Here is a 24,236-nt window from a genome sequence, read left to right on the forward strand (position 1 = left end):
ATTTCACGTATCGGGCATTTCGCAGATGCCCAGATCCATCAGCCGTATCGCGTCTTCCGTCAGGCTCTTGAACAGCACGTCTTCAGCCTGGTCCTTTTCAAGCTTGAGTGCCTGGTTCTGACTCAAATAATCGCCAGAGGGCAGCGTGTCCTTCTTGTCGAACAGTGCGCTCATTTGCGGGTCGTACAGGTCATCGATCAGCGCAAACTTGCGGACAAATATGCGTCGCAGATAGTCACGCCAGAACGTTCGCCCCTGCATGTATTCCAGCCATTGCGGGGAGAGTTCAGCGGTGAAGACGCGATTTTTTGCGACCTCAAGATCAGCGGCCGTCACGCCACTCTGGGCACTGAACAGCATATCTTTCGGTTGACCGCGCAGCCCCAGCGCATCGGTGAGACCGATGCGGTAAGCGAGGTTCATTTCCAGCGCATCGACCTTTGGCGCCCGGAGCGAATGCTCCCGGGCGATTTCTTCCAGCCTGTCCAGCCTGAACAGGCTGCGGCCCAGTTCCAACAACGCCTTGGCAGTACCCCTGCTCCCGCTTGCAGCCCTGCTCACCCGCTCGACTTCCACTGCGACTTCAAGGCGACTGAAAACCAGCGCCGCGTTATCGGTGCAGTGCAGCGGATCGGCCGCGATGTCGAGCAGTTGACGGCCCAGCGGCTCGTCAGCTTCCGCCGCCTTCAGTACCGCCCAGACGCGTCGCTGCATGTCAGCGCTGCCCTGTTTGCCGTCTGCGGTATCGCCCAGTTGCGCCAGCAAAGTGAACAAGCCATCGGCCGTCCGCTCGCTGCGCAATGCCGCCCAGATGCGCGACTGCTCTGCCCACTCTTCGCCACTGACCTTGGTCAACCAGAGCGAGCGCGCCGTTTGCTCGTTCAGCCGTGCGATGTCATCGGCGACATAGTCCATCCCAACGCCGAAATTATCGCGATAGTTCTCCAGATGCGTTTTGGTCGCTTCGGAAAAGGGATTCAGTCCCAGCTTGAGTGCGCCGGTGAAACGTCGTGATTTCTCGAATAACCACTCGGGCAGCTCCGTGATGCTGTTGGCGCTCAGATCCATCAGTTCAATGTGCGCAGAATGGTCGAGGCCTTCTGGCAGTTCGGTGATGCCGGTATCGTTCAGCGACAAGCGACGCAGTTGCGACATTCGGCTGAAATCCGGGGTGGCACCCAACGGATTCTTGTCCAGATTCAGGTAGCGTAAAGTGCTCAGCCTGTTCAGCTTCGCCAGGGTCTGCTCGGTGAGCTTGAGCTGATTGTTTGCCAGGCTCAGCCGTTGCAGACGCGGCATGTGCGACAACATTTCGGGCAGCCGGGTGATCGCGTTGTTGCCCAGTTCCAGCGAGTCGAGCTGTTTGAAGGACTTGAGGAAGTACGCCACATCATCCCCTAGCGCCATGTTCCGCATCGACAATTGCTCGACATGGTCGAAGCTCACCGACGACGGTAACGTCGGCACCTTACCGATGCGCATGCCGTCAAGGTCAAGGGTACAGAGGTTTTTTCCCTCTTCGTTGGTGGCCCAATGAAAGCGTCGAAACGCTTCTTCGATCAGCTCGGCGGCCATTTTCCGACTGTGCCGCGCTTCAGCCAGATCGCCGCCCATGGCTTGCAGGGCGGCGGCATCTTCACTCCAGACAAACAGCGCGTCACGCAGGGTTTGCAGGTCCTGACGCAGGGCTTTGATGCGGGTCGCACGGCTCAGCGGATCATCGCCCAGTGCATCGAGCAATTGACTGAGCTGCGGCTCGCTCAGACGCGGATAAAGCCTGCGCGCTTTGCGCAGCAGTGTGCGTGAATGAGCTGTCGCGGGAACCTGATCGCCTTGCACGCAGGCCGGCTCGACGGGAAGTGATTCCGTACTGCCGCCGCGCAATGCCCGCGCAGTGCCCTCGCGTTCGTCGAGGGCAACGTTGAGCAGCTTTTTGCGTAACTGTTGCGTACTGACCTGTCCGGTATCGGCAAACCCGAGTGCGGTCCGCTGACGTGGCGGCAATGCCTTGAGGATGGCCATGTACAAAGCGTCGGGGCCGGATGCCACCTTGCCCAAGGATTTTTTGTCGCCGCCAAACGCCTCATAGCCCTGCGTGGACTTCACCAGATAGCCGGTATTTTCCGAGGTCGCCGACCCATCGCCGATGTCTTCGAGTATCGGTCCGGTCAAGGCCTTGTCGCGGACTTGCAGACGCAGCTGCGCGTTCCAGCCGCTCAGGCGCGGCAGTAATTTCATGGCCAGCCTGTCGGTGTCGGCATTGGCCAGCCACGACCAGTGCAACCCGCTCAAAGCCCGGTCAAGCCGGACCTCGGCAATGCCGGCCCGAGCCCGCTGTCCCAACCGCAAGGGCGCGCTCCCGGTCGAGCGCAAGTGCAGGCGCTCGACACTCGAAGCGCGGTCGATCAGCCTTTGACCATGGCGCGCCGAAATGTCGGCGAAGACCTGGCGTAATTTGCCCAGATCCTGCGCGTCACTGTGGTCATAGCGCTTGTACATCCGCTCGAACGCCGCGCGGTAATCGGATTTGAGCGCAGCACCCAGTTTTCTTGCCAGCCCGGTGGCTTGCGTGCTTTTCGCGACTTTGCCGCCGAGCAAGGCCTCGACTTCATGCTCGTAGAGGCCATCGATGACGGTTTGCAGCAAGCGCCCGAGTGCCAACTGGCCTTGGGTGACCGGCACTCCCAGGGTTTCGTCGAGCGTGCTGTTTGCAGGATAAGTGGTTTCGACGTCTCCTTCATGACCGATGACCTCAAGGTATCGGTCAGTCGGCCAGCCCGGCAGTTGCGTCAAGGCGTGCATCTGTTCTTCAAGAGGTTGCTCGGAGTGGATCTCGCCGTTTTCCAGTTCCGTGGTCAACTCACGCAGCTGGCGCTCGATGCGCACGCGCTCGACGGTATCGCGCAGGCGTACCGGCAGGCTCAGATTGTCGTTGAAGGTCTCCAGCAAGGTTTGCTGCGAGGTGTTGCTCAGCCGGCGAAGGATGTCCAGGTCGCTGTCGGCAAATTCGCTCAACTGCGGATCGATGCGCTTGAGCGTGTAGGCGCTGCTGCCCCATTCTTCGGGCTGTTCAGCGGGGAACCGCCAGCCGCCCTCGACGTGGCGGATCAGTTCCGGAGCATAGGCTTGTGCGCGTACGGGGTGTTCCAGGCGCCAGTGCTGAGTGTCGATATCAAAGTTGCCCGCCAACAGGCGGTGCTCGAAGCGGGCGATGGTCTTGTTGCCGATCTGGTAGAACTCCTTTGAACCGGCACCGATGGTGAATCCGGCCGGCAAAGCATGCTCGTACGGGCTCAAATCGGACTTCCACAGGCGTGGCTTGCCGGCCCGATCGAGTATCGCGGTGAACTGCGCGAAGAACTCCGGATGCGTGCGCAGCAGTTTTTTGCCCACAGTTCCCAGCACCTTCTGACCGCCGGCGAAAACGCCCATCAATGCGATGTTCTCTACCACACTGAGCAGATGTGACAGTGCTTCCTGATGATCACCGCGACGCCAGTCCGCGACGCCGTCATACACTTCACCGAGCAATTGCCCGACCGCGACGCCCATCATCAATTGCCCCAGGACCGGCACGAACAGCCCCGCCACCGATGCCACGGTCACCCCGCGCTGAACGAAATCCAACAGGCGTTTCTGTCGGATCTCTTCATCGATATCAGCGGTTGGCACCGCCAGTTTGCGCGCGTCGATCTGCAACTTGCCGACATGGCTTTGCACCATGAAATCAAAAAGCGCCACATTGATCGGCCATTGTTCGACGACGCCCAGATCGGGTTTCTCAGCCAACGCCTTGAAGAAGTCAGCCTTGTCATCTTCATCGAGGCTGCCGGCGAAATACCCCTGATATTCCGTGCTCTTGAGTTGTTGCGCGAGGTAGCGCTTGAACGCATTGAAACTCGGGTACTCATACACGGCGCGCTCGGGCTCGCCGGGCATATACACCATGCATCCGTCCTCAGGGTGTTGTTCCACGGAGCGTTTGGAAAATACCACCACGCCCCAAACGCAGCTGTCGAGGATTCTGATGCCCTGCATGATCATCGGGTCTTTGCCGTAGCGCAGGTGCTGCGCCGAAGCGACGCCTTCGGCCAGCATCAGATCCTGCAGCATGCGCAAACCAGCTGCGGTGATATCGCCCTTGAGCTCCGCAAGATGAGCGTCCAGCTCCAGCAGCGATTGCTTCAATGCGGCGATATTGCGGGTCATGGCACTGGTCGCCACGACTTTGCCGCAGTCCTCACGCAGACCGAACACTTGCTGCAGATGCTCCTGGTATTTCTTGCCCAGATCCAGCTTGCGGCACATCGTTGCAAACGCTGCCGGCGTCAGATCCTTCACGCCAGCGGGCACACTCTTGACGCGCACCAGGCTGCCGGCGGGGAAACCGTCGGCCTGCTCCTCGTCTGCGGTGAAGTTTTGCATGGCTGCCTGCAACAGGCTTTGCGTCGCGTGTCTGACCAAGCCGACATCGGCCTGAACCGTCGCCTTCACATCGCAGCCACAATCGACGCCGGGCAGGCTGAGCAGATCCTCGCTCACGTCATAGACCGCTGGCCATTTCTCGCTCAGCGCCGCGTTGAGTTCGCTGATGCAGAAGCTGTGCAAGGGTTTGAGCCGGGTCAGATCCTTGTCGACTTTGACTTGCAGGGTGTGCAGTTCACGATTGATTTCGTCCAGCTTGTTCAGCGTGGCCGCAGAAGCCGTGAGCAGATGCGCCGGCAGGTTTTTTTCCAGGCTTTCAGCGGTATCGAGGTCACCGGTCGCGGCGTACAAGGTGCTCAGGACCGAGGCCTGAATCTGTGGATTTGTCTTGTCTTGGGTGGGCATGGCAATAGTCCTTTATTGCGATTTGAAGCCTTGACCCTAGCGCTGCCGGACAGCCGATAACAGTTCAAAATGCTGGACAAAATCCGCGCAGATCAAACGCTTTTTTGTATGGAAAAAACAGCCCTGCACCACCCCACCCGGAACGTCCGTGCACGTGTGGGCTTATGCAAAAAAAGCGTAACGGCGCAGGGGTACATCCCGAGCCTCGATCCGCACCGATAGCGTTACGGCCGGAGCCAGCGTGGCCGCCTTATAACTTATCGATCTAAAACTCCACCTACCGAGACAGGTCAGTTTCTGAGTACCCGCACTTCTCGCGCGGTACGGCTTGACCTTCCCCAACGGAAAAACCGGTAAGGACTTTATGTGCGGATTAGCTGGCGAGTTACGTTTTGATCAACAACCTGCAGACCTTGCAGCGATCGAGAGAATCACCCATCACCTGGCCCCTCGCGGCCCTGACGCGTGGGGCTTCCATGCCCAAGGGCCAATTGCCCTGGGCCATCGACGCCTGAAAATCATGGACCTGTCGGACGGCTCGGCGCAGCCGATGATCGACAGCCAACTGGGCCTGTCCCTGGCGTTCAACGGTGCGATCTACAACTTCCCGGAATTGCGCGCAGAGCTCGAAGCACTCGGTTATGCCTTCTATTCGGGTGGCGACACCGAAGTGCTGCTCAAGGGTTATCACGCCTGGGGCGAGGCGCTGCTGCCGAAGCTCAATGGCATGTTTGCTTTCGCTATCTGGGAGCGTGATGCCCAGCGCCTGTTCATCGCTCGTGACCGTCTCGGCGTAAAGCCGTTGTACCTGTCGCGCACTGGCCAACGCTTGCGTTTTGCCTCAGCACTGCCGGCGCTGCTCAAGGGCGGCGACATCAACCCGATCCTCGATCCGGTGGCGCTCAATCACTATCTGAATTTCCACGCGGTCGTACCCGCGCCGCGCACCTTGCTGGCCGGTATCGAAAAACTGCCGCCCGCCACCTGGATGCGCGTTGAAGCTGATGGCCGCACCGAGCAGAAAACCTGGTGGACCCTGCCCTACGGCCCGCATGAGGACGAGAAAAACCTCAACCTCGAAGACTGGGTCGATCGCGTCCTCGACAGCACCCGCGAAGCGGTGGCGATTCGTCAGCGTGCGGCGGTGGATGTCGGTGTGTTGCTGTCCGGCGGTGTCGACTCGAGCATGCTCGTCGGCCTGTTGCGCGAAGTCGGTGTAGAGAATCTGTCGACCTTCTCCATCGGTTTCCAGGATGCCGGCGGCGAGCGCGGCGATGAGTTCCAGTACTCGGACCTGATCGCCAAGCACTACGGCACGCGCCACCATCAGTTGCGCATCGACGAGAAAGAAATCATCGAGCAACTGCCCGCCGCCTTCCGGGCGATGAGCGAACCGATGGTCAGCCATGACTGCATCGCTTTTTATCTGTTGTCCCGTGAAGTGGCCAAGCACTGCAAAGTGGTGCAAAGCGGCCAAGGCGCAGACGAACTGTTTGCCGGTTACCACTGGTATCCGCAGGTCGACGGCGCGGCGGACCCATACGCGGCCTACCGCGATGCGTTCTTCGATCGCAGCTACGACGACTACGCAGCGACTGTGCAGCCGAAATGGCTGGTCGACCACGATGCGGCCGGTGATTTCGTCAAACAGCACTTTGCCCAGCCCGGCGCCGATGCTGCCGTGGACAAGGCGCTGCGCCTGGACAGCACGGTGATGCTGGTCGATGACCCGGTCAAACGCGTCGATAACATGACCATGGCCTGGGGCCTGGAAGCGCGCACGCCGTTCCTCGACTATCGACTGGTCGAGCTATCGGCTCGTGTACCAGGTCAATTCAAGCTGCCCGATGGCGGCAAGCAAGTGCTGAAAGAAGCAGCGCGCCGGGTCATTCCAAGCGAAGTGATCGACCGCAAGAAGGGCTATTTCCCGGTGCCGGGTCTCAAGCACTTGCAGGGCGACACGCTCAACTGGGTGCGCGAACTGCTGCTGGATCCGAGCCAGGATCGCGGCCTGTTCAACCCGACCATGCTCGACAAGCTTTTGACTGATCCGCAAGGCCAACTGACCCCGTTGCGCGGTTCGAAACTGTGGCAACTGGCGGCCCTGAACCTGTGGCTCAGTGAACAAGGAATCTGATTGATGAAACCCCATGCCACGTCCATCAACCAACGCCTGTTGCGTGGTCAGGCCCCGTCGTATGAACGTTTGCAGGCGCGCCTGGCCGAAGACGGCAGCGAGCCTGCCAGCGCCCCGATTGCCGTGCATTGCGGCTGGGGCCGGCTGCTGATCGGTCACACCTTTCCCGACCCGGCGTCACTGGCGCAGGAGCTGCTCAACGAGCAGCCCGGCGAACGCGATATCGCCCTGTATGTTGCCGCACCGCAGCAGATTCTCGGCCTCGAGCCGACGCAGCTGTTTCTCGATCCATCCGACACCTTGCGTTTGTGGTTCAGCGATTACCGGCAGGCCACGCGGGTGTTTCGCGGCTTCCGCATTCGTCGTGCGCAAAGCGAAACCGACTGGCAGGGCATCAACCGTTTGTACCAGGCGCGCGGCATGTTGCCGATCGATCAGGAGCTGCTCACCCCACATCATCAGGGCGGCCCGGTGTACTGGCTGGCGGAAGACGAGGACAGCGGCGCGGTGATCGGCAGTGTCATGGGTCTCAATCATGAAAAAGCCTTCAACGACCCGGAACACGGCAGCAGCCTGTGGTGCCTGGCGGTCGACCCGCATTGCTCACGCCCGGGCGTCGGCGAAGTGCTGGTGCGACATTTGGTCGAGCACTTCATGAGTCGCGGCCTGGCTTATCTGGATCTGTCGGTGCTACACGACAATCGTCAGGCGAAAAACCTTTACGCCAAACTGGGTTTCCGCAACCTGCCGACCTTCGCCATCAAGCGCAAAAACGGCATCAACCAGCCGCTGTTTCTCGGCCCGGGGCCTGAGGCGAACTTCAATCCTTACGCGCGGATCATCGTCGAAGAAGCCCATCGGCGCGGTATCGACGTGCAAGTGGATGACGCCGACGCCGGGCTGTTCACCCTCAGCCACGGCGGCCGTCGCGTGCGTTGCCGCGAGTCGCTGAGCGACCTGACCAGTGCGATCAGCATGACCTTGTGCCAGGACAAAAGCCTGACCCACAAGGTGCTCAAGGCCGCAGGCCTGAAACTGCCGGCGCAGCAACTGGCGGGCAACGCCGACGACAACCTGGCCTTCCTCGATGAGCACCAACGGGTGGTGGTCAAGCCTCCTCGATGGCGAACAGGGCCACGGCGTCGCGGTGGATCTGCGCACCATCGAAGAAGTGCAGAAGGCCATCGAAACCGCCAAGCAGTTTGACAGTCGCGTGCTGCTGGAAAGCTTCCACGAAGGCCTTGATCTGCGCATCGTGGTGATCGGTTTTGAAGTGGTAGCGGCGGCGATTCGCCGGCCGGCGGAAGTGGTTGGCGATGGTCAGCATTCGATCGGTGCGCTGATCGAAGCGCAGAGTCGCCGTCGGCAAGCGGCCACCAGCGGCGAAAGCAAGATCCCGCTTGACCACGAAACCCAACGCACGCTGCACGCGGCCGGTTACGACTACAGCAGCATCCTGCCGGCCGGCGAGCATCTGTTCGTGCGGCGCACGGCCAATCTGCACACTGGCGGTACGCTGGAAGACGTGACCGACATTCTTCATCCGACCCTGGTCGACGCGGCAGTGCGCGCGGCGCGGGCGCTGGACATTCCGATGGTCGGGCTCGATCTGATGGTGCCGGCGGCGGATCAGCCCGAGTACGTGTTCATCGAAGCCAACGAACGCGCCGGCCTGGCCAACCATGAACCGCAGCCGACGGCGGAGCGCTTTGTCGATCTGTTGTTTCCGCATAGTCAGCCGGCTGTCTCTTGAACCATCGTTGTTCCGGCTGACGCCTTCGCGAGCAGGCTCGCTCCCACAGGGGAATGCATTCCAAATGTGGGAGCGAGCCTGCTCGCGAAGAGGCCCTGAACGTCACCACCAATTTTCCTCATCGAAACCATCGGTGTGCTCAACCCATCAGGAGTTTCCATGACCATGACCACACAAATCCCTGAACCGGATCTGGCTTACCTGCAAAAAGTCCTGCTGGAAATGCTCGCCATTCCCAGCCCGACCGGTTTCACCGACACCATCGTGCGCTACGTCGCCGAGCGTCTCGAAGAGCTGGGCATTCCGTTTGAAATGACCCGGCGCGGGACCATCCGCGCGACGTTGAAGGGCAAAAAGAGCAGCCCTGACCGCGCGGTGTCTGCGCACCTGGACACCATCGGCGCTGCTGTGCGTGCGGTGAAAGACAACGGTCGCCTGACCCTAGCCCCGGTCGGCTGCTGGTCGAGTCGCTTTGCCGAGGGTAGCCGGGTCAGCCTGTTTACCGACACCGGGGTGATTCGCGGCAGCGTGTTGCCGCTGATGGCGTCCGGGCATGCGTTCAACACCCAGGTCGATGAAATGCCGATCAGTTGGGACCACGTCGAACTGCGTCTGGATGCCTACTGCACGACCAAAGCCGATTGCGAATCGCTGGGCATCCATGTCGGCGACGTGGTGGCCTTCGATCCGCTGCCGGAGTTCACTGAAAGCGGCCATATCAGTGCTCGCCACCTCGACGACAAGGCCGGCGTCGCGGCACTGCTCGCTGCCCTGAAGGCGATTGTCGACAGTGGCCAGGAACTGAACATCGATTGCCATCCACTGTTCACCATCACCGAGGAAACCGGCAGCGGTGCAGCGGCGGCATTGCCGTGGGACGTCAGCGAATTTGTCGGCATCGACATCGCACCCGTCGCCCCCGGCCAACACTCCAGCGAACACGCGGTGAGCGTGGCGATGCAGGATTCGGGCGGGCCGTATGACTATCACCTGTCGCGGCATCTGTTGCGTCTGGCCGATGAACACGAATTGCCGGTGCGCCGTGACATGTTCCGCTATTACTTCAGCGATGCGCACTCGGCGGTCACCGCCGGCCACGACATTCGTACTGCCCTGCTCGCTTTCGGCTGCGATGCCACGCATGGCTACGAACGCACGCACATCGACAGCCTGGCGGCGCTCAGCCGTTTGCTCGGCGCGTACATTCTGAGCCCGCCGGTCTTCGCCAGCGATGCGGCGCCAGCCAATGCTTCACTGGATCGCTTCAGCCATCAGATCGAGCATGACACCCAAATGGAAAGCGAAACCCGCGTGCCGCCGGTGGACAGTCTGGTTGGGCAGCGTTCTGACAGTTGAGCCTTCGGTGAACAGATAACCGCTTTCGCGAGCAGGCTCGCTCCCACAGGGATCGCAACTCAAAGGTGGGAGCGAGCCTGCTCGCGAATGGGCCGGCAAGACCGATACAGAACTGGCAGACGAAACCCATTCCCCGTAGCATCCCGACATTGATTTGACCGAGGTGCCCATGCTCATTCCCCACGACGCGCTTGAAGTCGACACCCTCACCCGCCTGATCGAGGATTTCGTCACCCGCGACGGTACCGACAACGGCGATGACACCCCGCTGGAAACCCGCGTCCTGCGCGTGCGTCAGGCACTGACCAAAGGCCAGGCATTGATCGTGTTCGATCCGGAAAGCGAGCAGTGCCAGCTGATGCTCAAGCACGACGTACCCAAGCATCTGTTCGACTGAAGCCGTCAGCCAGCCTTCGCCGCAGCCTCCTTGCGCTTGATCCGGTCATAGACCTCGGCGCGGTGTACATGGACCTTTTTCGGCGCCTCGACGCCGAAGCGCACGCTGGAGCCGTTGACCGACAGAACACGCAGGGTGATGTCGTCTCCGATTGAAATCAACTCACCGACCACACGGCTGAGTACAAGCATGGGATTCATCCTTCAGGACTGGCAAACCCTGAAGATGCGCGGCTTACAGCGTCTTCACAATCCACGACGAGCAAATCAGTCTTGCCCTACAGGCGCCCACGCCCACGGCTGTCAGACACTTCGCACAAAAGCCTCAGGCAGCGGAAAAGCGCGGCCCGAACAGAATGATGCTGGCACCGACCACGCACAGGGCCATGCCAATCCAGTCCGAGCCCAGCGGACGCACCCGCTCGACCACCGCCAGCCAGCCAATCGAAGCAACGATGTAGATCCCGCCATACGCGGCATAGGCGCGCCCGGCGTAGGCCGCTTCAACACGGGTCAGCAACAGCGCGAACAGGGTCAGGCTGAGCAACGCGGGAATCACCCACAACGCGCTCTTGCCCTGGCGCAGCCACATGTAGAAGGCAAAACAGCCGGCGATTTCAAACAGCGCCGCAAGGAAGAACCACAAGTAATTGAGCATGAGCGCATCTCGACAGGGTGACCATTGGCGGCCACCCTAACGACGCGACGGGCATCAAACAAGATCAAGCGTTGTTTTGTTTGGCCTTGGCGCGCATTTTCTCGGCCATGGAAGTCATTTCGTTGTAGAGCAGTTGCGGATTCTTCTGTTTGAGCGCCCAGGCCATGCGCCCTTGTTCGTGGGGCAGAATCAAGAATTCGCCGGCGGCGACTTGCTGATAGATGTAGTCAGCGATGTCGGCTGCGCTGATCGGCGAACTTTCCAGCAACTTGCCGACCTGGGCTTTCATGGCCGGGGTCGGGCCACGGAAAGAATCGAGCAAGTTGGTCTGGAAGAACGACGGGCAAACCACATGCACCGCCACTTCCTGCTGCGCCAGTTCGATCAGCAGACTCTCCGACAACGCCACTACGCCGGCCTTGGCCACGTTGTAGTTACTCATTGCCGGGCCTTGCATCAACGCGGCCATGGAGGCGATGTTGATGATCTTGCCCTTGCTCTCTTCCAGCAGCGGCAGGAACGCCTTGCAGCCTTTGACCACGCCCATCAGGTTGATCGCGATCTGCCAGTCCCAGTCTTCCAGCGACAATTCGCTGAAAAAACCGCCCGAGGCGACGCCGGCATTGTTGACGATGATGTCGATGCCGCCGAGTTTCTCTTCGCAGGCCTGGGCGAAGGCGGTGAGCTGACTGTAATCGCGCACGTCACAGCGCTGGATGAAGCCGTCACCGCCCGCCTCGCGCACCAGCTTCAAGGTTTCCTGCAGGCCGGGCTCACTGACATCGGATAAGGCCAGCCGCCAGCCTTCACGGGCCCAGCGCAGCGCGATTTCGCGACCCAGGCCTGAGCCTGCACCAGTGATCATCATGCGATTTTGCATAGCGGACAGCCTTGTTGTTCCGGGAGAGATGCGCCGAGTGTAGCGAAGGAACTTCGTTCGCCCACGCTCCATCCAGTTGCTGAATGGAGGATCAAAAGATTCCAGCCGTCATTGTTTTCCGGTTGGTCTCATGCAGGAGCTGACGAGTGCAACGAGGCTGCGATCTTTTTGCTGGAAAGGAAATAACCGAGCAATCCAAATACATTAAAAAAACATTGAATTTTTTTTCATCGGCGCAAGTCGGAACATGTAAGCCGGCTGGAATTTAGTTGCTCTCCAGCTGCCCACTGAGCATCAAGACTCTTCCAGACTCTGAACAAGGAAATCACCCATGGGCACAATTCTAATCATCATCCTGATCCTGTTGCTGATCGGTGGTCTGCCGGTCTTCCCGCACTCAAGAAGTTGGGGTTATGGCCCGTCGGGCATTATCGGCGTGGTGTTGGTCGTGCTGCTGGTGCTGTTGTTACTCGGCAAGATATGACGATTTGACGCGGTAAAAAAAGAGGCCCTTGTTCAAGGGCCTCTTTTTTATTGCGTGGACTTTAAGAAGTGATCAGTCCGGCTTGCCATGAATAACACCGGCGGTGTTATCGAGCAGGCTCTTGGTCGCGGTTTGCAGGAACGCCTCAAGTTTGAGTTTGAGTTCGGCAGTGCGCGGCGCGTCCGGCACTACTTCGGCGTGCGGGTTGGCGCCGAGCTGGTATTGCCAGATTTTCGGGCCCATGTCCTTGTCACGCGGCAGCACCAGAATCTGGTCGGCGGTGACAATGGCGGTGGTCTGTTCGCTGCCCGAAGGCTTGATCACACCGAAACCGGTATCGCCCTGCGGCAAGTTGAGCAGGTCACGGCCCCAGCACTGGTGACGCACTTCGCCACCGAGACGGCCCATGATGGTCGGTACGATGTCGATCTGCGTGCCCACGGTGTGGTCGCGGGTACCGAACTTCTGCTGAATGCCCGGGGCAATCATCAGCATCGGCACGTTGAAGCGACCCAGGTCCATTTCGGTGATCTGGCGCTCGTTGCCGAAGCCGTGGTCGCCGACGATGACGAACAGGGTTTCGTTGAAGTACTTCTCTTTGCGCGCCTTCTCGAAGAACTGACCGAGCGCCCAATCGGAGTAGCGCATGGCGGTCAGGTGTTCGTTGAGGCTGCCACGGTCAGTCACGCGCTCGACCGGCAATGGCGTCGGCAAGGCGTACGGTGTGTGGTTGGACAGGGTTTGCAGCAGCGCGTAGAACGGCTTGCCGTTTTCCCGCGCCTTCAGTTCTTGCAGGCCACGATCGAACATGTCCTGGTCGGACACGCCCCAGGTCGGATCGGAGAACACCGGGTTGACGAAGTCATTGCGGCCAACGAAGTTGGTCATGCCCTGGTTGCTGAAGAAGCCCGACTGGTTATCCCAGGCGAAATCGCCGTTGTAGACATAGACGTCGTCATAGTCGCGGGCGCTGAGCAACTGCGGCAGGCCGGACAGTTTGTGGCTGCCTTCCGGGGTCTGCATCAGGTATTCGAAACCTGGCAGGTTGGGGAAGCAGGCCATGGTCGCGAACATGCCCTGATGGGTGTGGGTGCCGTTGGAGAAGAAACGGTCGAACAGCAGACCTTCCTTCGACAGCTTGTCCAGGTACGGGGTGATATTGCCCGGCGCGCCCAAAGCACCGACCGAGTGACCGGCCATGCTTTCCATCAGGATCACCACAACGTTCTTGATCGGCAGGGTCTTGTCAGCCGGCGGCATGTAGTCGCGGCGAACAGCGGCGATGTCGGCATCGACCAGTTTGTCGTCCGGCATCAGCAGCATGTCGCGCACCACTTGCTGCGCCTGTTCCTGAGGCAGCGTGGCTTTCCAGATATTGTCGCGGTCTTCGCCCATGCGCGCCTTGGCTGCGGCGACCAGCGACAGCGTGCCATTGAGGCCGAGCTGGTTGGCGAAGTTGGAATCGGTGGTATAGACGTCACCCCAACGCATCGGCGGGCCTTGACGCAAGGTGCCGCGAGCGGCGACTACGCAGATCAGCAGGCAGACCACGAACACCGCCAGGCGGGTGTACCACGGCGCAACCTGACGGGAGCTGACGCTGCCCCCGCTGAACGGCCCGCGCGGGCGGGTGGCGCGGTCGGCACCTTTGAACGCCAGGGTCAGAATGACCGTGCCGATTACCCACGCCAGCACGTAGCGCACCACCGGGAAACCGTACCAGAGCATGCTCATTACGGTTTTCGGGTCTTCCTTCACGTACTGGAACACCAGACCATTGAGGCGCTGGTGAAACTCGCGGTAGAAGTCCATTTCCATCAGGCCGAGGAACAGCGCGATGCTCGAGGCGACGGTCAGCCACAGACGGAAGAAACCGCGCGCGGCCATGGCCCGGGCACTGAACAGCGCCAGCACCAGCGGAATGCACAGGTAGACCACCAGGCGCAGGTCGAAACGCAGACCGTTGACGAACGCTTCAAGGAAGGTCGCGGCCGGGGTGTCGAGGATCATCTCGCGGTTGTAGACCAGCAGCGCGAGGCGCAGCGCGGAAAACATCACCATCATGACCAGCGCGCACAGCAGCGTGTAGGCCAGATGCGATTTGACGGTCGGTTGCAGCAGACGAGCAGAAGATCGCTGCTGACTCAGGGCGTCCGGGTTTGCCATGTCGTTTTAGGACCCATTGGAAGTTGAAGTTGCAAAAATACAGCGGCGCCATGCCCTCTATTGGTCATTCCAGACCCCGGGGCGTGCGCGGTGCGCAAATGTTGCACGATCGTTCACACCATTGCCATTGATTACTGCCCAGCCCTTCGAGACTTTCATTCGAAGGCTGGCAACGCAATGGCAGTCAACAAGTGCGGGCGAATTGTCTTGGAGACTTTGTGAAAATTTCGTGCAACGCATATCTGGAAATACAATTTAGAGACAAAACAAAACGCCCCGAAGCGATCGGGGCGTTTTGCTTACAGCCAATTGATTATTTCTCGGCGCGTTCTTTCAGCGCTTTCAGGGTATTGAATGGCGCATCCACCACAAACTTGTTGGCGACCATGGCCGGCACGCTACCGCCCGGCTCGGTGTGCACCTGGTAAGTCACTTCAACCTGATCGCCTTTAGGCACGAACTTCCAGAAGCCTTTGACTTGCTGAACCCGCACGAAGCCTTTTTCTTCCGGCAGATAGGTCGGCACGCCTTCAAGATTACGGGTCAGGCTGCCATCGGCGCCCTCAACAGTGGTGATCTTCAACACCGAATCACGCGGGGTCACCGGCCACGGCGTATTGAATTGCGAATAGGTCCAGCTCAGATCGCCTTCGTGCTTGAGCAGTTTCTGGCTCTTGCATTCGTGAATCCACGCGCAGGCGCCGGAGACGTCTTCCTGCAAGGCACGCAGTTTGGCAACGGTGGTTTTCATCAGCGCAACGCCTTGGTAGGACTTGTAATCCGAACCGGGTATTTCGCTCAGGGAAACCTTGATGCCGTCTTCGTTCTTGGCCACTTTCCAGTCTTCCGCGTGGGCGACCGAAGTGGCTAGTACGGCAGTCAGACCACACAACACAGCGATACGGTGCAGCGAACCCATAGTTTTATTCCTTATTGTTGAAGTTCCGTTGGTGAACACATCACGCCGCCGTCATCTGCTCCCACCAGCCGATCAATCTGATCGCTTCTTCTGAACTGCTGCCGCACACCTCGACATCCGCAGCGAAGCCCGAGCAGACAGCCGGACGTTCCGGACGGCCGAAAATGCTGCACAGGTTATCGACCGACAGTTGCACGCAACGTTCGCCGGCGGGTTTGCCATCGGGCATGCCGGGAATCGGCGAACTGATGGAGGGGGCAATGCAGCAAGCGCCACAGCCTTCACGGCATTTCATGACGAACAGATCCTCGCGACGGGCGATGTGTAAAGAGACGGGAAACAGAGTAACCGCTAAAACAGCCGTTTCAAATTGCTGCAAGCGGCTTTTCAACGATAAGTAAAAGTGACCGGGCAGTCTCCGACGAAGCGTCTGCTCTGCGCGTCGCAGAGGCCTGCATCTATTGCTTGAATTCGAAATCCAGCGCCGCGCCTTCCACATCGCGTCGCGCTTCGTTGCGCAATTGCAACTCCATTTCATTGCTGAGCAAGCGGCCGTTGAGCTGGAAGCCGTTATCTTTTTCGCCAAACATCTGCGGCAGGATGGCCTCGCGTTTGGGCAGTTCTACGGTGCCCTGTGGCTTCAGGTCTTCAACCATATCCTTGGGCAGGCTGAGATCGAGTTTTGCCGGCGGCAATTTGGTCTTGGCCACTTCGCTGGCGGATTTCGACTTCGAGGCAACCGGGCGACGCTTCTTCACCGTGGCGTTTTTTTTGGCCTGGGCTTTTTTTGCCGGAGCCACGGTTTTGACGGCTTTCTTCGTCGTACTGGTCGCTGCCGGTTTTTCCTGGGCTGCGGCCGCCATGACACCCGGTGCCTGACCGATCATCAACAAACCCAGCAATACCCACGCGGCAGGAACAATGGCTTTCATGGACCCAACGAACTAACGGCAGAGGGCCACATGCTCGCTTGTTGTGCGTCACATGACAAGCACCACCGCCCTCCCCGTTCAGAATCCGCCAGCCATTTCCTGACACAGTTGGGTGGCCAACAGACCCAACGTCATCAGCGCGCGCTCCGCCTCGCGGTTCCACGGAATGCCGCAATTGAGCCGGATACAGTGGTTGAACTGCTCGGTGTTGCTGAAGATCAGCCCCGGCGCGATGCTGATGCCTTGTTGCAGTGCGCGGACATGTAATTCCTGGGTGTTGACCCGCCCCGGCAAGCTCACCCAAAGGATGAAACCGCCCGTTGGACGGGACATCTGCGTGCCTTCAGGGAAATGCTGTTGAACCGCCAGCTGGAACGCGCTGAGGTTTTTCCGGTACTCCTGGCGGATGTAGCGTAAATGCCGGTCATAACCACCGTTTTCCAGATAGGCGGCAATCGCCATCTGCGTGACGCTGCACGCCGAATGGGTACTGAAGGTTTGCAGGCGCTGGATTTCCTGTTGGTATTTGCCGGCGATCATCCAGCCGATACGCACACCTGGCGACAAGGTTTTGGAGAAGCTCGAGCAGTAGATCACCCGATCCAGCCTGTCGTAAGCCTTCAGCGCCTTGGTACGGCCCTGCTCGAACATCAGTTCGCCGTAGATATCGTCTTCGACAATCTGAATGTCGAAATCCGAGGCCAGCCGCAGCAACTGTTTCTGCCGCTCTTCCGGCATGGTTCCGCCGAGGGGATTGCTCAGGCGCGTGGTCAGCACCAGCGCCTTGATCGACCACTGGTTGGCGGCCAGTTGCAAGGCTTCCAGGCTCATGCCGGTGGCGGGGTCGCTGGGGATTTCGATGACCTTCAGGCCAAGCAGATCGGCCAGTTGCAGCAGGCCGTAATAGGTCGGTGATTCGGCAGCGATCAGATCCCCCGGCCGGGTCAGCACACGCAATGACATCTGCAAGGCGTCGACACAGCCGTGGGTAATCACCACTTCCGACGGATCGACCACCACGCCGGCGTCACGCATGCGGATCGCGACTTGCCGACGCAGCGGTTCGAAGCCGGGGCTGAACATGTAGCTGAACGCCCGTGGACTGTGAAACCGGGTGACCTTGGCCAGTTGCTGATGCAGCGCGCGCACCGGCAGATAATCGACGCTCGGCACCGCAGCGCCCAGCGGAAACACGCCTTCGCGGCGGGATTCGACCAATACCTGCTGAATGATGCTGCTGCGCGTCACCAGCCCCGGCCGTTCGACCCGGGCAATATCCGGCGTCGGCGCGGTCAGCGCTGGGGTCTGGTGCACGTAGTAACCCGACTGCGGCCGAGCGCGGATCAGGCCCTGATCTTCAAGGTTGGCGTAAGCCTGCAACACCGTCGCATGGCTGACGTTGAGCTGCGAACTCATCTTGCGCACCGAAGGCACGCGCTCCCCCGGTTGATAGACACCACGGCGGATGTCTTCGGCCAGTTGCTGAGCAATACGTTGGTAGAGCAAGAGATTGGTCATGACGCAGCACTCGATTTCACGGGCGTTTTATTCTTGTCTGAAACAATACCGGAACAGTTTAGAAGTGTACTGGGACAGTTGCCAGATTACTCGACCGTACAGTGGGGTGTCTGCCCCATCTGTACGGTTTTGCGCAGCAATCGACAGACATAAAAAAGCCCGGCACTGCATGACAGTCCGGGCTTTCCAGAGACGCAGCCCTCAGCGGGCGGCGCCGAGCTGGCCTTTTTCGTCGGAGAACACGATTTCCACCCGGCGGTTCTGCGCCCTGCCGCGCTCGGAGGCGTTGGCGTCAACCGGGAACTGGTCGCCATAACCTTCGACCTGAATGCGTTTTTCATCGATGCCCAGATCGACCAGCACGTCAGCTACCGACTGCGCACGATCGCGGGACAGTTTGAGGTTTTCCTGTTTGCCACCGGTGCTGTCGGTGTAGCCCTCGATGCGCACCACGCGCTTGGGGTTGAGTTGCAGGAACTGGACGATCTTCAGCACGACACGGTTGGCCGAGTTTTTCAGTTCCGCCTGGCCGGTGTCGAACAACACGTCGCCGAGGGTCATGACCAGCCCCCGGTCGGTCTGTGTGGTGGCCAGCGCCTCGATCTGTTCCTCCAGCCACTTGCCCTGCTGCTGCACACTGAGCAGCTTCGACTCGCGCAGAGCCAGTTGCAGACGCTGACGCTCAAGCTCGAGCTTGGCTGCGCGTTCCTCGTTGAGCGCCTGGTTGGTGTGCTCGCGGGCGATTTCGCTGTAGCGCTGGCTCAAGTAGGCGTAATGCACCACGTCGGCACCGCTGCCCCAATAGGTCGACAGCCGATCGGCACGGGCCAGGGATTCGCCGGCGCGGATCACGTCTTTCGGCGCAATGCGCAGGACGTTGGAATCTTCCTTGACCTTCTGGAAATCAGCGCCGGCCTGTTGCAGCGCCGCCTCGCTGTGCTGGCCGGCGCAGCCGTACAGGCTGGCGCAACCGGCGAGGAGCAGAATGCCGAGAGCATTGGACTTGAGGCTCATTGTGCTTCCCCCAGTTGCAGCTGCTTGCGCAGGCGGACAATGCGGGTATTGAGCACATTCAGCTGTTCTTCACTTTTTTTCGTCAGCACCTTGGCCTCGGCCAGACGTGCATCCAGTTCCGCCTGCTCGGCACGCATGCGCGCGTTGCGATAGGACTCGTCGGCCATGCTGCCTTTGGCGCGGTTGTATTTGGTTTCGGCCAGTTGCATTTCCGGCACTTCGTCGGCGGTAGCGCCGACTGCCTTGGCCTGCACGATGGCTTGTTCGGTCAAACGCATTTGTTCACTGGGTGCCGGATCGGATGCGCACCCGGCCAGGGCCAGAACGGCCACAGCCGCGAAAAGAGGTCGAATACTCACTAAGAATCCCTACTGTTTTGGGGCACTGACAGGTTGTGGCGACTGTTGCTGTTGCGCCTTCCAGCGCTCGATGTTGCTTTGCAGCGCGGCTTCCGTCAGTCCGGACGCGGGCAATTCTGTCATCTTTTTGGCGAGCTGTCCGCGCAACCACGGATCGTTGCAAGCCGAGTTATGCGAAACCGCGAGGAACAGACCCGGCCGGTCGATGGGTTGTTCGAACGCCAACAGATCGCTGGTCATGCCCAATGTCTGCGCGGCGGCCAGGCCTGAGTAACGTCCGGCAAGAACATATTCCACCTCGCCCAAAAGAAGTTTCTGCAGGGCCTGGGTAAGATTGGCTGTCCGCGTCAGGGTCAGATTCTGTTCGGCGAAGGTGCCGAATGCCTGGGTCATCCGAGACTTTTCCGACACAGCGCCGGCGTGGCCTTTCAGGTCGCTGGCCTCGGCATAGGTCAGCGTCGAGCCTTTGCGCGTCCACACCAGATAGTCGTTTTCCAGCAGTGGCGGATGGATGTAGTCGAGGTTTTCCAGCTCATTCACGGTCAACGGCGCGTCGGCCAGCATGTCCATGCGCCCGCTGCGCACTTCATCGAGGGCCTGCGAGCGTTTGCCGGCGTAGAGCAGGTCAACTTTGATGCCCAGATCCTTGGCCACTTGCTGCAACAGATCGGCACTGGCGCCGATCAGGCGCTTGGGGTTTTGCGGGTCCTGCCACAGATAGGGCGGCGCATCCGGGCTGCCGGTGACAACCAGGCGCTCGCACTTGCCAGCGGCCGTGGCCAGACCTGGCAACAGCACCCATCCCAACAACCATCCGCAGCGCAGATCCATGGCTAAACGCTCCCGCTTGAAATTCGAGACAAAAAAAAAGCCCGACCAACAGGCCGGGCTCTTTATAAGTGAAGCCGCAGGATTAGACCAGCTTCTCCAGCTCAGGTACTGCTTCGAACAGATCCGCCACGAGGCCGTAATCGGCCACCTGGAAGATCGGCGCTTCTTCGTCCTTGTTGATCGCAACGATCACTTTGGAGTCTTTCATACCGGCCAAGTGCTGGATCGCGCCGGAGATACCGACGGCGATGTACAGCTGTGGCGCAACGATCTTGCCGGTCTGACCGACCTGCATGTCGTTCGGTACGAAACCTGCGTCGACCGCAGCGCGCGAAGCGCCAACAGCAGCGCCAAGCTTGTCGGCCAGCGCGTACAGGTGTTTGAAGTTGTCACCGTTCTGCATGCCGCGGCCGCCAGAGACGACGATCTTGGCAGCGGTCAGCTCAGGACGATCGGACTTGGCCAGCTCTTCGCTGACGAAGCTCGAGGTACCGGCGTCGTGCGCAGCGCCAACAGCTTCAACGGCAGCCGAACCACCTTCAGCAGCAACCGGATCGAAACCGGTGGCACGCACGGTGATCACTTTGATCGCGGCGGTTGATTGCACGGTGGCGATGGCGTTACCGGCGTAGATCGGACGCTTGAAAGTGTCAGCGCTTTCTACCGAGATGATCTCGGAGATCTGGTCAACGTCCAGCGCAGCAGCAACGCGCGGCAGGATGTTTTTGCCGTTGGAAGTGGCGGCAGCCAGAATGTGGCTGTAATTCTTGCCCAACTCTGCAACCAGCGGAGCAACGTTTTCCGGCAGCTGATGCGCGTAAGCGGCGTTGTCAGCATTCAGGACTTTGCTCACGCCAGCGATTTTCGCTGCGGCTTCGGCCACCGGGCCTGCGCCCTGACCTGCTACCAGAACGTGGATGTCGCCGCCGATTTTTGCCGCAGCAGCCACGGTGTTCAGTGTGGCCGGGGCCAGCACTTTGTTGTCGTGTTCAGCAATAACCAAGATAGTCATTTAGATTACCTTCGCTTCGTTCTTGAGTTTTTCAACCAGTTCAGCCACCGACTTGACCTTGATGCCCGCGCTGCGTGCAGCCGGCGCTTCGACTTTCAGGGTCTTGTTGGTGGAGGCGGTGGAAACGCCCAAAGCGTCCGGAGTCAGCACTTCGAGAGGCTTCTTCTTGGCTTTCATGATGTTTGGCAGGGACGCATAGCGCGGCTCGTTCAAACGCAGGTCGGTGGTGACGATGGCCGGCAGTTTCAGCGAAACGGTCTGCGCGCCGCCGTCGATTTCGCGAGTCACGGCAACGCTGTCGCCGGAGACTTCGACTTTCGAAGCGAAGGTGCCCTGACCGTAGCCGCTCAGTGCCGCGAGCATCTGGCCGGTCTGGTTGTTGTCGCTGTCGATCGCCTGTTTGCCAAGGATCACCAGCTGAGGCTGTTCCTTGTCGACAACGGCCTTGAGCAGCTTGGCCACGGCCAGCGAGGTCAGGTCTTCAGCGGATTCGACGAGGATGGCGCGGTCGGCACCCAGAGCCAGTGCGGTACGCAGCTGCTCCTGAGCGGTGGTCGGGCCGATCGAGACGACGACGATTTCAGTCGCAACGCCCTTCTCTTTCAGGCGTACGGCTTCTTCCACGGCGATTTCGCAGAACGGGTTCATCGACATCTTGACGTTGGCGAGGTCGACGCCGGAATTGTCCGCCTTGACGCGGACCTTGACGTTGTAATCCACAACGCGTTTGACAGCTACAAGAACCTTCATGGATTCCTCGTTACTCTCCGGTGAAAAGAAAGTCGCCTAGGCGAACCTGGCGGATGATGCTCATCGGGCGACAAGGGCACCTCTAAAAACGCCGGCTTGAATGTGAGGTGATTCACTTCGCGAAGAGCGGTGACCGTTCGTCAGGGGTGACTGTCGGGTCATTCATTCTCACGCTGTGTAAACTGCGCGCCGGACTTGCGCTGCGCATCACCGTCTACTGCCTGTGCCCTGTCTTTAGAGGTGCTCTTGAAACCGCCAGTCTGCCTACGGCGAGCGCAAAACCGCCCGTATCTTGACCGGAACGCCCATTCTGGTCAATACGCCAAAATGCCCTGTCATAAGCCGCGCTTCTTTGATTTATCAGGGCTGGAGGCGATTCAAACAAACGTTTGTATTGGACGCTAGGAGTGGTGTAGATATAATGCGCCGCCTAGAGAGAAAGGTGGATTCGCCAATATTCCCTTTGACGTTAACGTAAAGGCAATACGGATGCGAGATCAAACCTCCATATTAGAAAAAAAACTGTTGAGCCTTGAGTAGGAGATAGCCTGTGGAACGCGAATACATGGAATTCGACGTCGTCATCGTCGGTGCCGGCCCCGCTGGTCTGTCCGCCGCCTGCCGCTTGAAGCAGAAGGCCGCTGACGCCGGTAAGGAAATCAGCGTCTGCGTGGTCGAAAAAGGCTCCGAAGTCGGCGCACACATCCTCTCCGGTGCGGTGTTCGAACCCCGCGCCCTGAACGAACTGTTCCCGGACTGGAAAGAACTCGGCGCACCGCTGAACACGCCAGTCACGCGCGATGACATTTTCGTACTGAAAAACGCCGACAGCGCGCAGAAGATTCCCGACTTCTTTGTGCCCAAGACCATGCACAACGAAGGCAACTACATTATCTCCCTGGGCAACCTGTGCCGCTGGCTGGCTCAGCAGGCCGAGAATCTGGGTGTGGAAATCTACCCGGGCTTCGCCGCTCAGGAAGCGCTGATCGATGAAAACGGCGTAGTGCGCGGGATCATCACCGGTGATCTGGGCGTCGACCGTGAAGGCAACCCGAAAGAAGGCCTGTACACCCCTGGCATGGAACTGCGTGGCAAATACACGCTGTTCGCCGAAGGCTGCCGTGGCCACATCGGCAAGCAACTGATCAAGCGCTACAACCTCGACAGCGATGCCGACGTGCAGCATTACGGCATTGGTCTGAAAGAGATCTGGGAAATCGACCCGGCCAAGCATCAGCCGGGCCTCGTGGTGCACACCGCCGGTTGGCCGCTGGACATCATGGGCACCGAGAACACCGGCGGCTCGTTCCTCTATCACCTGGAAAACAATCAGGTGGTGGTCGGTCTGATCGTCGACCTGTCCTACAGCAACACTTACCTGTCGCCGTTCGATGAGTTCCAGCGCCTCAAGCATCACCCGGTGCTCAAGCAATATCTGGAAGGCGGCAAGCGCGTCAGCTACGGCGCCCGCGCCATCGCCAAGGGCGGCCTGAACTCGCTGCCGAAAATGGTCTTCAAGGGCGGCGCGCTGATCGGTTGCGACCTCGGCACCCTGAACTTCGCCAAGATCAAAGGCAGCCACACCGCGATGAAGTCCGGCATGCTCGCGGCGGAATCGGTGGCCGATGCGTTGTTCGCCGAGCAGGATTGCACCGTCGAACTGACCACTTACGTCGACGCATTCAAGAACAGCTGGCTGCATGAAGAACTGTTCGCCAGCCGTAACTTCGGCCCGGCGATCCACAAGTACGGCGCGATCATCGGCGGTGGTTTCAACTGGCTGGACCAGAACATCTTCGGCGGCAAACTGCCGTTCACCCTGCGCGACACCAAGCCGGATTACGCCTGCCTCAAGCTCGCGGCCGACTGCAAGAAGATCGACTATCCGAAACCCGACGGCAAACTGAGTTTCGACAAACTCAGCTCGGTGTTCATCTCCGGTACCAACCACGAAGAAGAGCAGCCATGCCACTTGAAGCTGACTGATCCGAGCATCCCGATCAGCAAAAACCTGCCGTTGTACGACGAACCGGCGCAGCGTTACTGCCCGGCCGGCGTATACGAAGTGATCACCAAGGAAGACGGCGAGAAGCGCTTCCAGATCAACGCCCAGAACTGCGTGCACTGCAAGACCTGTGACATCAAGGACCCTGCGCAGAACATCACCTGGGTCGCGCCGGAAGGTGCCGGCGGCCCGACTTACCCGAACATGTAAGTCGAAACGCTGAACAACAAGGCTCC

19 protein-coding genes and 1 pseudogene are annotated in these 24,236 nt (G+C 59.8%); 6 read left to right on the plus strand and 14 right to left on the minus strand.

Annotated features, from left to right (window positions below):
• Positions 1-3: 3 nt before the first annotated feature.
• The gene (locus AB4O12_RS13640) at positions 4-4,830 is read right to left on the minus strand and encodes an NEL-type E3 ubiquitin ligase domain-containing protein (protein ID WP_460058749.1); all 4,827 of its coding nucleotides are present in this window, start codon (positions 4,828-4,830) and stop codon (positions 4-6) included.
• A 364-nt stretch (positions 4,831-5,194) separates the two neighbouring features.
• Here AB4O12_RS13640 and AB4O12_RS13645 point away from each other — a divergent pair, with 364 nt between their 5' ends.
• The 4 genes and pseudogenes from AB4O12_RS13645 to AB4O12_RS13660 all read left to right on the plus strand — a co-directional run bounded on the left by AB4O12_RS13645 (position 5,195) and on the right by AB4O12_RS13660 (position 10,473).
• On the plus strand, positions 5,195-6,967 hold the full coding sequence (locus AB4O12_RS13645; protein WP_252876719.1) for an N-acetylglutaminylglutamine amidotransferase: 1,773 nt from the start codon (positions 5,195-5,197) through the stop codon (positions 6,965-6,967).
• Positions 6,968-6,970: 3 nt separating this feature from the next.
• Positions 6,971-8,720: pseudogene (gene ngg, locus AB4O12_RS13650) on the plus strand (N-acetylglutaminylglutamine synthetase).
• A 165-nt stretch (positions 8,721-8,885) separates the two neighbouring features.
• Positions 8,886-10,076 (plus strand): osmoprotectant NAGGN system M42 family peptidase, encoded by a 1,191-nt coding sequence (locus tag AB4O12_RS13655; protein WP_024013890.1) that lies wholly within the window; start codon positions 8,886-8,888, stop codon positions 10,074-10,076.
• A gap of 169 nt (positions 10,077-10,245) precedes the next feature.
• Complete coding sequence (locus AB4O12_RS13660) at positions 10,246-10,473, plus strand: YheU family protein (protein ID WP_003172962.1); 228 nt, start codon at positions 10,246-10,248, stop codon at positions 10,471-10,473.
• Positions 10,474-10,478: 5 nt separating this feature from the next.
• Here AB4O12_RS13660 and csrA read toward each other — a convergent pair whose 3' ends face one another.
• The 3 genes from csrA to AB4O12_RS13675 all read right to left on the minus strand — a co-directional run bounded on the left by csrA (position 10,479) and on the right by AB4O12_RS13675 (position 12,010).
• A complete protein-coding gene (gene csrA, locus AB4O12_RS13665; protein ID WP_024013891.1) occupies positions 10,479-10,664 on the minus strand; it encodes a carbon storage regulator CsrA in 186 nt (61 codons plus the stop codon).
• Between the two features lie 133 nt (positions 10,665-10,797).
• Positions 10,798-11,130 (minus strand): YnfA family protein, encoded by a 333-nt coding sequence (locus tag AB4O12_RS13670; RefSeq protein WP_016770946.1) that lies wholly within the window; start codon positions 11,128-11,130, stop codon positions 10,798-10,800.
• A gap of 64 nt (positions 11,131-11,194) precedes the next feature.
• Complete coding sequence (locus AB4O12_RS13675; protein WP_041478247.1) at positions 11,195-12,010, minus strand: SDR family oxidoreductase; 816 nt, start codon at positions 12,008-12,010, stop codon at positions 11,195-11,197.
• A 331-nt stretch (positions 12,011-12,341) separates the two neighbouring features.
• Here AB4O12_RS13675 and AB4O12_RS13680 point away from each other — a divergent pair, with 331 nt between their 5' ends.
• Positions 12,342-12,494 carry a DUF3309 family protein gene (locus AB4O12_RS13680; protein ID WP_003183939.1) on the plus strand — a complete coding sequence of 51 codons (153 nt, stop codon included), beginning with the start codon at positions 12,342-12,344 and terminating at the stop codon, positions 12,492-12,494.
• A 72-nt stretch (positions 12,495-12,566) separates the two neighbouring features.
• Here AB4O12_RS13680 and AB4O12_RS13685 read toward each other — a convergent pair whose 3' ends face one another.
• The 10 genes from AB4O12_RS13685 to AB4O12_RS13730 form a co-directional block, all read right to left on the minus strand.
• Positions 12,567-14,660, minus strand: a complete 2,094-nt coding sequence (locus AB4O12_RS13685; protein ID WP_041478246.1) for an LTA synthase family protein — start codon at positions 14,658-14,660, stop codon at positions 12,567-12,569.
• Between the two features lie 313 nt (positions 14,661-14,973).
• Positions 14,974-15,579 carry an START domain-containing protein gene (locus tag AB4O12_RS13690; RefSeq protein ID WP_056788309.1) on the minus strand — a complete coding sequence of 202 codons (606 nt, stop codon included), beginning with the start codon at positions 15,577-15,579 and terminating at the stop codon, positions 14,974-14,976.
• Between the two features lie 40 nt (positions 15,580-15,619).
• A complete protein-coding gene (locus AB4O12_RS13695; protein WP_016770949.1) occupies positions 15,620-15,874 on the minus strand; it encodes a YkgJ family cysteine cluster protein in 255 nt (84 codons plus the stop codon).
• Between the two features lie 163 nt (positions 15,875-16,037).
• The gene (locus tag AB4O12_RS13700; RefSeq protein WP_041478244.1) at positions 16,038-16,511 is read right to left on the minus strand and encodes a hypothetical protein; all 474 of its coding nucleotides are present in this window, start codon (positions 16,509-16,511) and stop codon (positions 16,038-16,040) included.
• Positions 16,512-16,589: 78 nt separating this feature from the next.
• Positions 16,590-18,029, minus strand: coding sequence for an aminotransferase-like domain-containing protein (locus AB4O12_RS13705; protein WP_041478242.1), 1,440 nt, complete (start codon positions 18,027-18,029; stop codon positions 16,590-16,592).
• Between the two features lie 201 nt (positions 18,030-18,230).
• A complete protein-coding gene (locus tag AB4O12_RS13710; protein ID WP_056788304.1) occupies positions 18,231-19,043 on the minus strand; it encodes an OmpA family protein in 813 nt (270 codons plus the stop codon).
• On the minus strand, positions 19,040-19,402 hold the full coding sequence (locus tag AB4O12_RS13715; RefSeq protein ID WP_038860459.1) for a DUF4398 domain-containing protein: 363 nt from the start codon (positions 19,400-19,402) through the stop codon (positions 19,040-19,042). Before AB4O12_RS13715 ends, AB4O12_RS13710 begins: the two co-directional genes overlap by 4 nt.
• Before the next feature lie 9 nt (positions 19,403-19,411).
• Complete coding sequence (locus tag AB4O12_RS13720) at positions 19,412-20,233, minus strand: substrate-binding periplasmic protein (protein ID WP_460058756.1); 822 nt, start codon at positions 20,231-20,233, stop codon at positions 19,412-19,414.
• An 82-nt stretch (positions 20,234-20,315) separates the two neighbouring features.
• Complete coding sequence (locus AB4O12_RS13725) at positions 20,316-21,245, minus strand: electron transfer flavoprotein subunit alpha/FixB family protein (RefSeq protein ID WP_056788298.1); 930 nt, start codon at positions 21,243-21,245, stop codon at positions 20,316-20,318.
• The gene (locus tag AB4O12_RS13730; protein ID WP_007908338.1) at positions 21,246-21,995 is read right to left on the minus strand and encodes an electron transfer flavoprotein subunit beta/FixA family protein; all 750 of its coding nucleotides are present in this window, start codon (positions 21,993-21,995) and stop codon (positions 21,246-21,248) included. It abuts the gene before it with no gap.
• 550 nt (positions 21,996-22,545) lie between these two features.
• Between AB4O12_RS13730 and AB4O12_RS13735 the strand changes: the two genes are divergently transcribed.
• Complete coding sequence (locus AB4O12_RS13735) at positions 22,546-24,210, plus strand: electron transfer flavoprotein-ubiquinone oxidoreductase (protein ID WP_016770955.1); 1,665 nt, start codon at positions 22,546-22,548, stop codon at positions 24,208-24,210.
• Positions 24,211-24,236: the final 26 nt, after the last annotated feature.

The organism is Pseudomonas sp. S2_A05 (genome assembly GCF_054668485.1).

Coding starts and splice junctions, on each gene's coding strand:
- AB4O12_RS13660 (WP_003172962.1), top strand. CDS start 10,246: ATGCTCATTCCCCACGACGCGCTTGAAGTCGACACCCTCACCCGCCTG.
- AB4O12_RS13670 (WP_016770946.1), bottom strand. CDS start 11,130: ATGCTCAATTACTTGTGGTTCTTCCTTGCGGCGCTGTTTGAAATCGCC.
- AB4O12_RS13710 (WP_056788304.1), bottom strand. CDS start 19,043: ATGAGCCTCAAGTCCAATGCTCTCGGCATTCTGCTCCTCGCCGGTTGC.
- AB4O12_RS13685 (WP_041478246.1), bottom strand. CDS start 14,660: ATGGCAAACCCGGACGCCCTGAGTCAGCAGCGATCTTCTGCTCGTCTG.
- AB4O12_RS13640 (WP_460058749.1), bottom strand. CDS start 4,830: ATGCCCACCCAAGACAAGACAAATCCACAGATTCAGGCCTCGGTCCTG.
- AB4O12_RS13730 (WP_007908338.1), bottom strand. CDS start 21,995: ATGAAGGTTCTTGTAGCTGTCAAACGCGTTGTGGATTACAACGTCAAG.
- AB4O12_RS13695 (WP_016770949.1), bottom strand. CDS start 15,874: ATGAAATGCCGTGAAGGCTGTGGCGCTTGCTGCATTGCCCCCTCCATC.
- AB4O12_RS13690 (WP_056788309.1), bottom strand. CDS start 15,579: ATGGGTTCGCTGCACCGTATCGCTGTGTTGTGTGGTCTGACTGCCGTA.
- AB4O12_RS13705 (WP_041478242.1), bottom strand. CDS start 18,029: ATGACCAATCTCTTGCTCTACCAACGTATTGCTCAGCAACTGGCCGAA.
- csrA (WP_024013891.1), bottom strand. CDS start 10,664: ATGCTTGTACTCAGCCGTGTGGTCGGTGAGTTGATTTCAATCGGAGAC.
- AB4O12_RS13725 (WP_056788298.1), bottom strand. CDS start 21,245: ATGACTATCTTGGTTATTGCTGAACACGACAACAAAGTGCTGGCCCCG.
- AB4O12_RS13655 (WP_024013890.1), top strand. CDS start 8,886: ATGACCACACAAATCCCTGAACCGGATCTGGCTTACCTGCAAAAAGTC.
- AB4O12_RS13720 (WP_460058756.1), bottom strand. CDS start 20,233: ATGGATCTGCGCTGCGGATGGTTGTTGGGATGGGTGCTGTTGCCAGGT.
- AB4O12_RS13680 (WP_003183939.1), top strand. CDS start 12,342: ATGGGCACAATTCTAATCATCATCCTGATCCTGTTGCTGATCGGTGGT.
- AB4O12_RS13700 (WP_041478244.1), bottom strand. CDS start 16,511: ATGAAAGCCATTGTTCCTGCCGCGTGGGTATTGCTGGGTTTGTTGATG.
- AB4O12_RS13675 (WP_041478247.1), bottom strand. CDS start 12,010: ATGCAAAATCGCATGATGATCACTGGTGCAGGCTCAGGCCTGGGTCGC.
- AB4O12_RS13645 (WP_252876719.1), top strand. CDS start 5,195: ATGTGCGGATTAGCTGGCGAGTTACGTTTTGATCAACAACCTGCAGAC.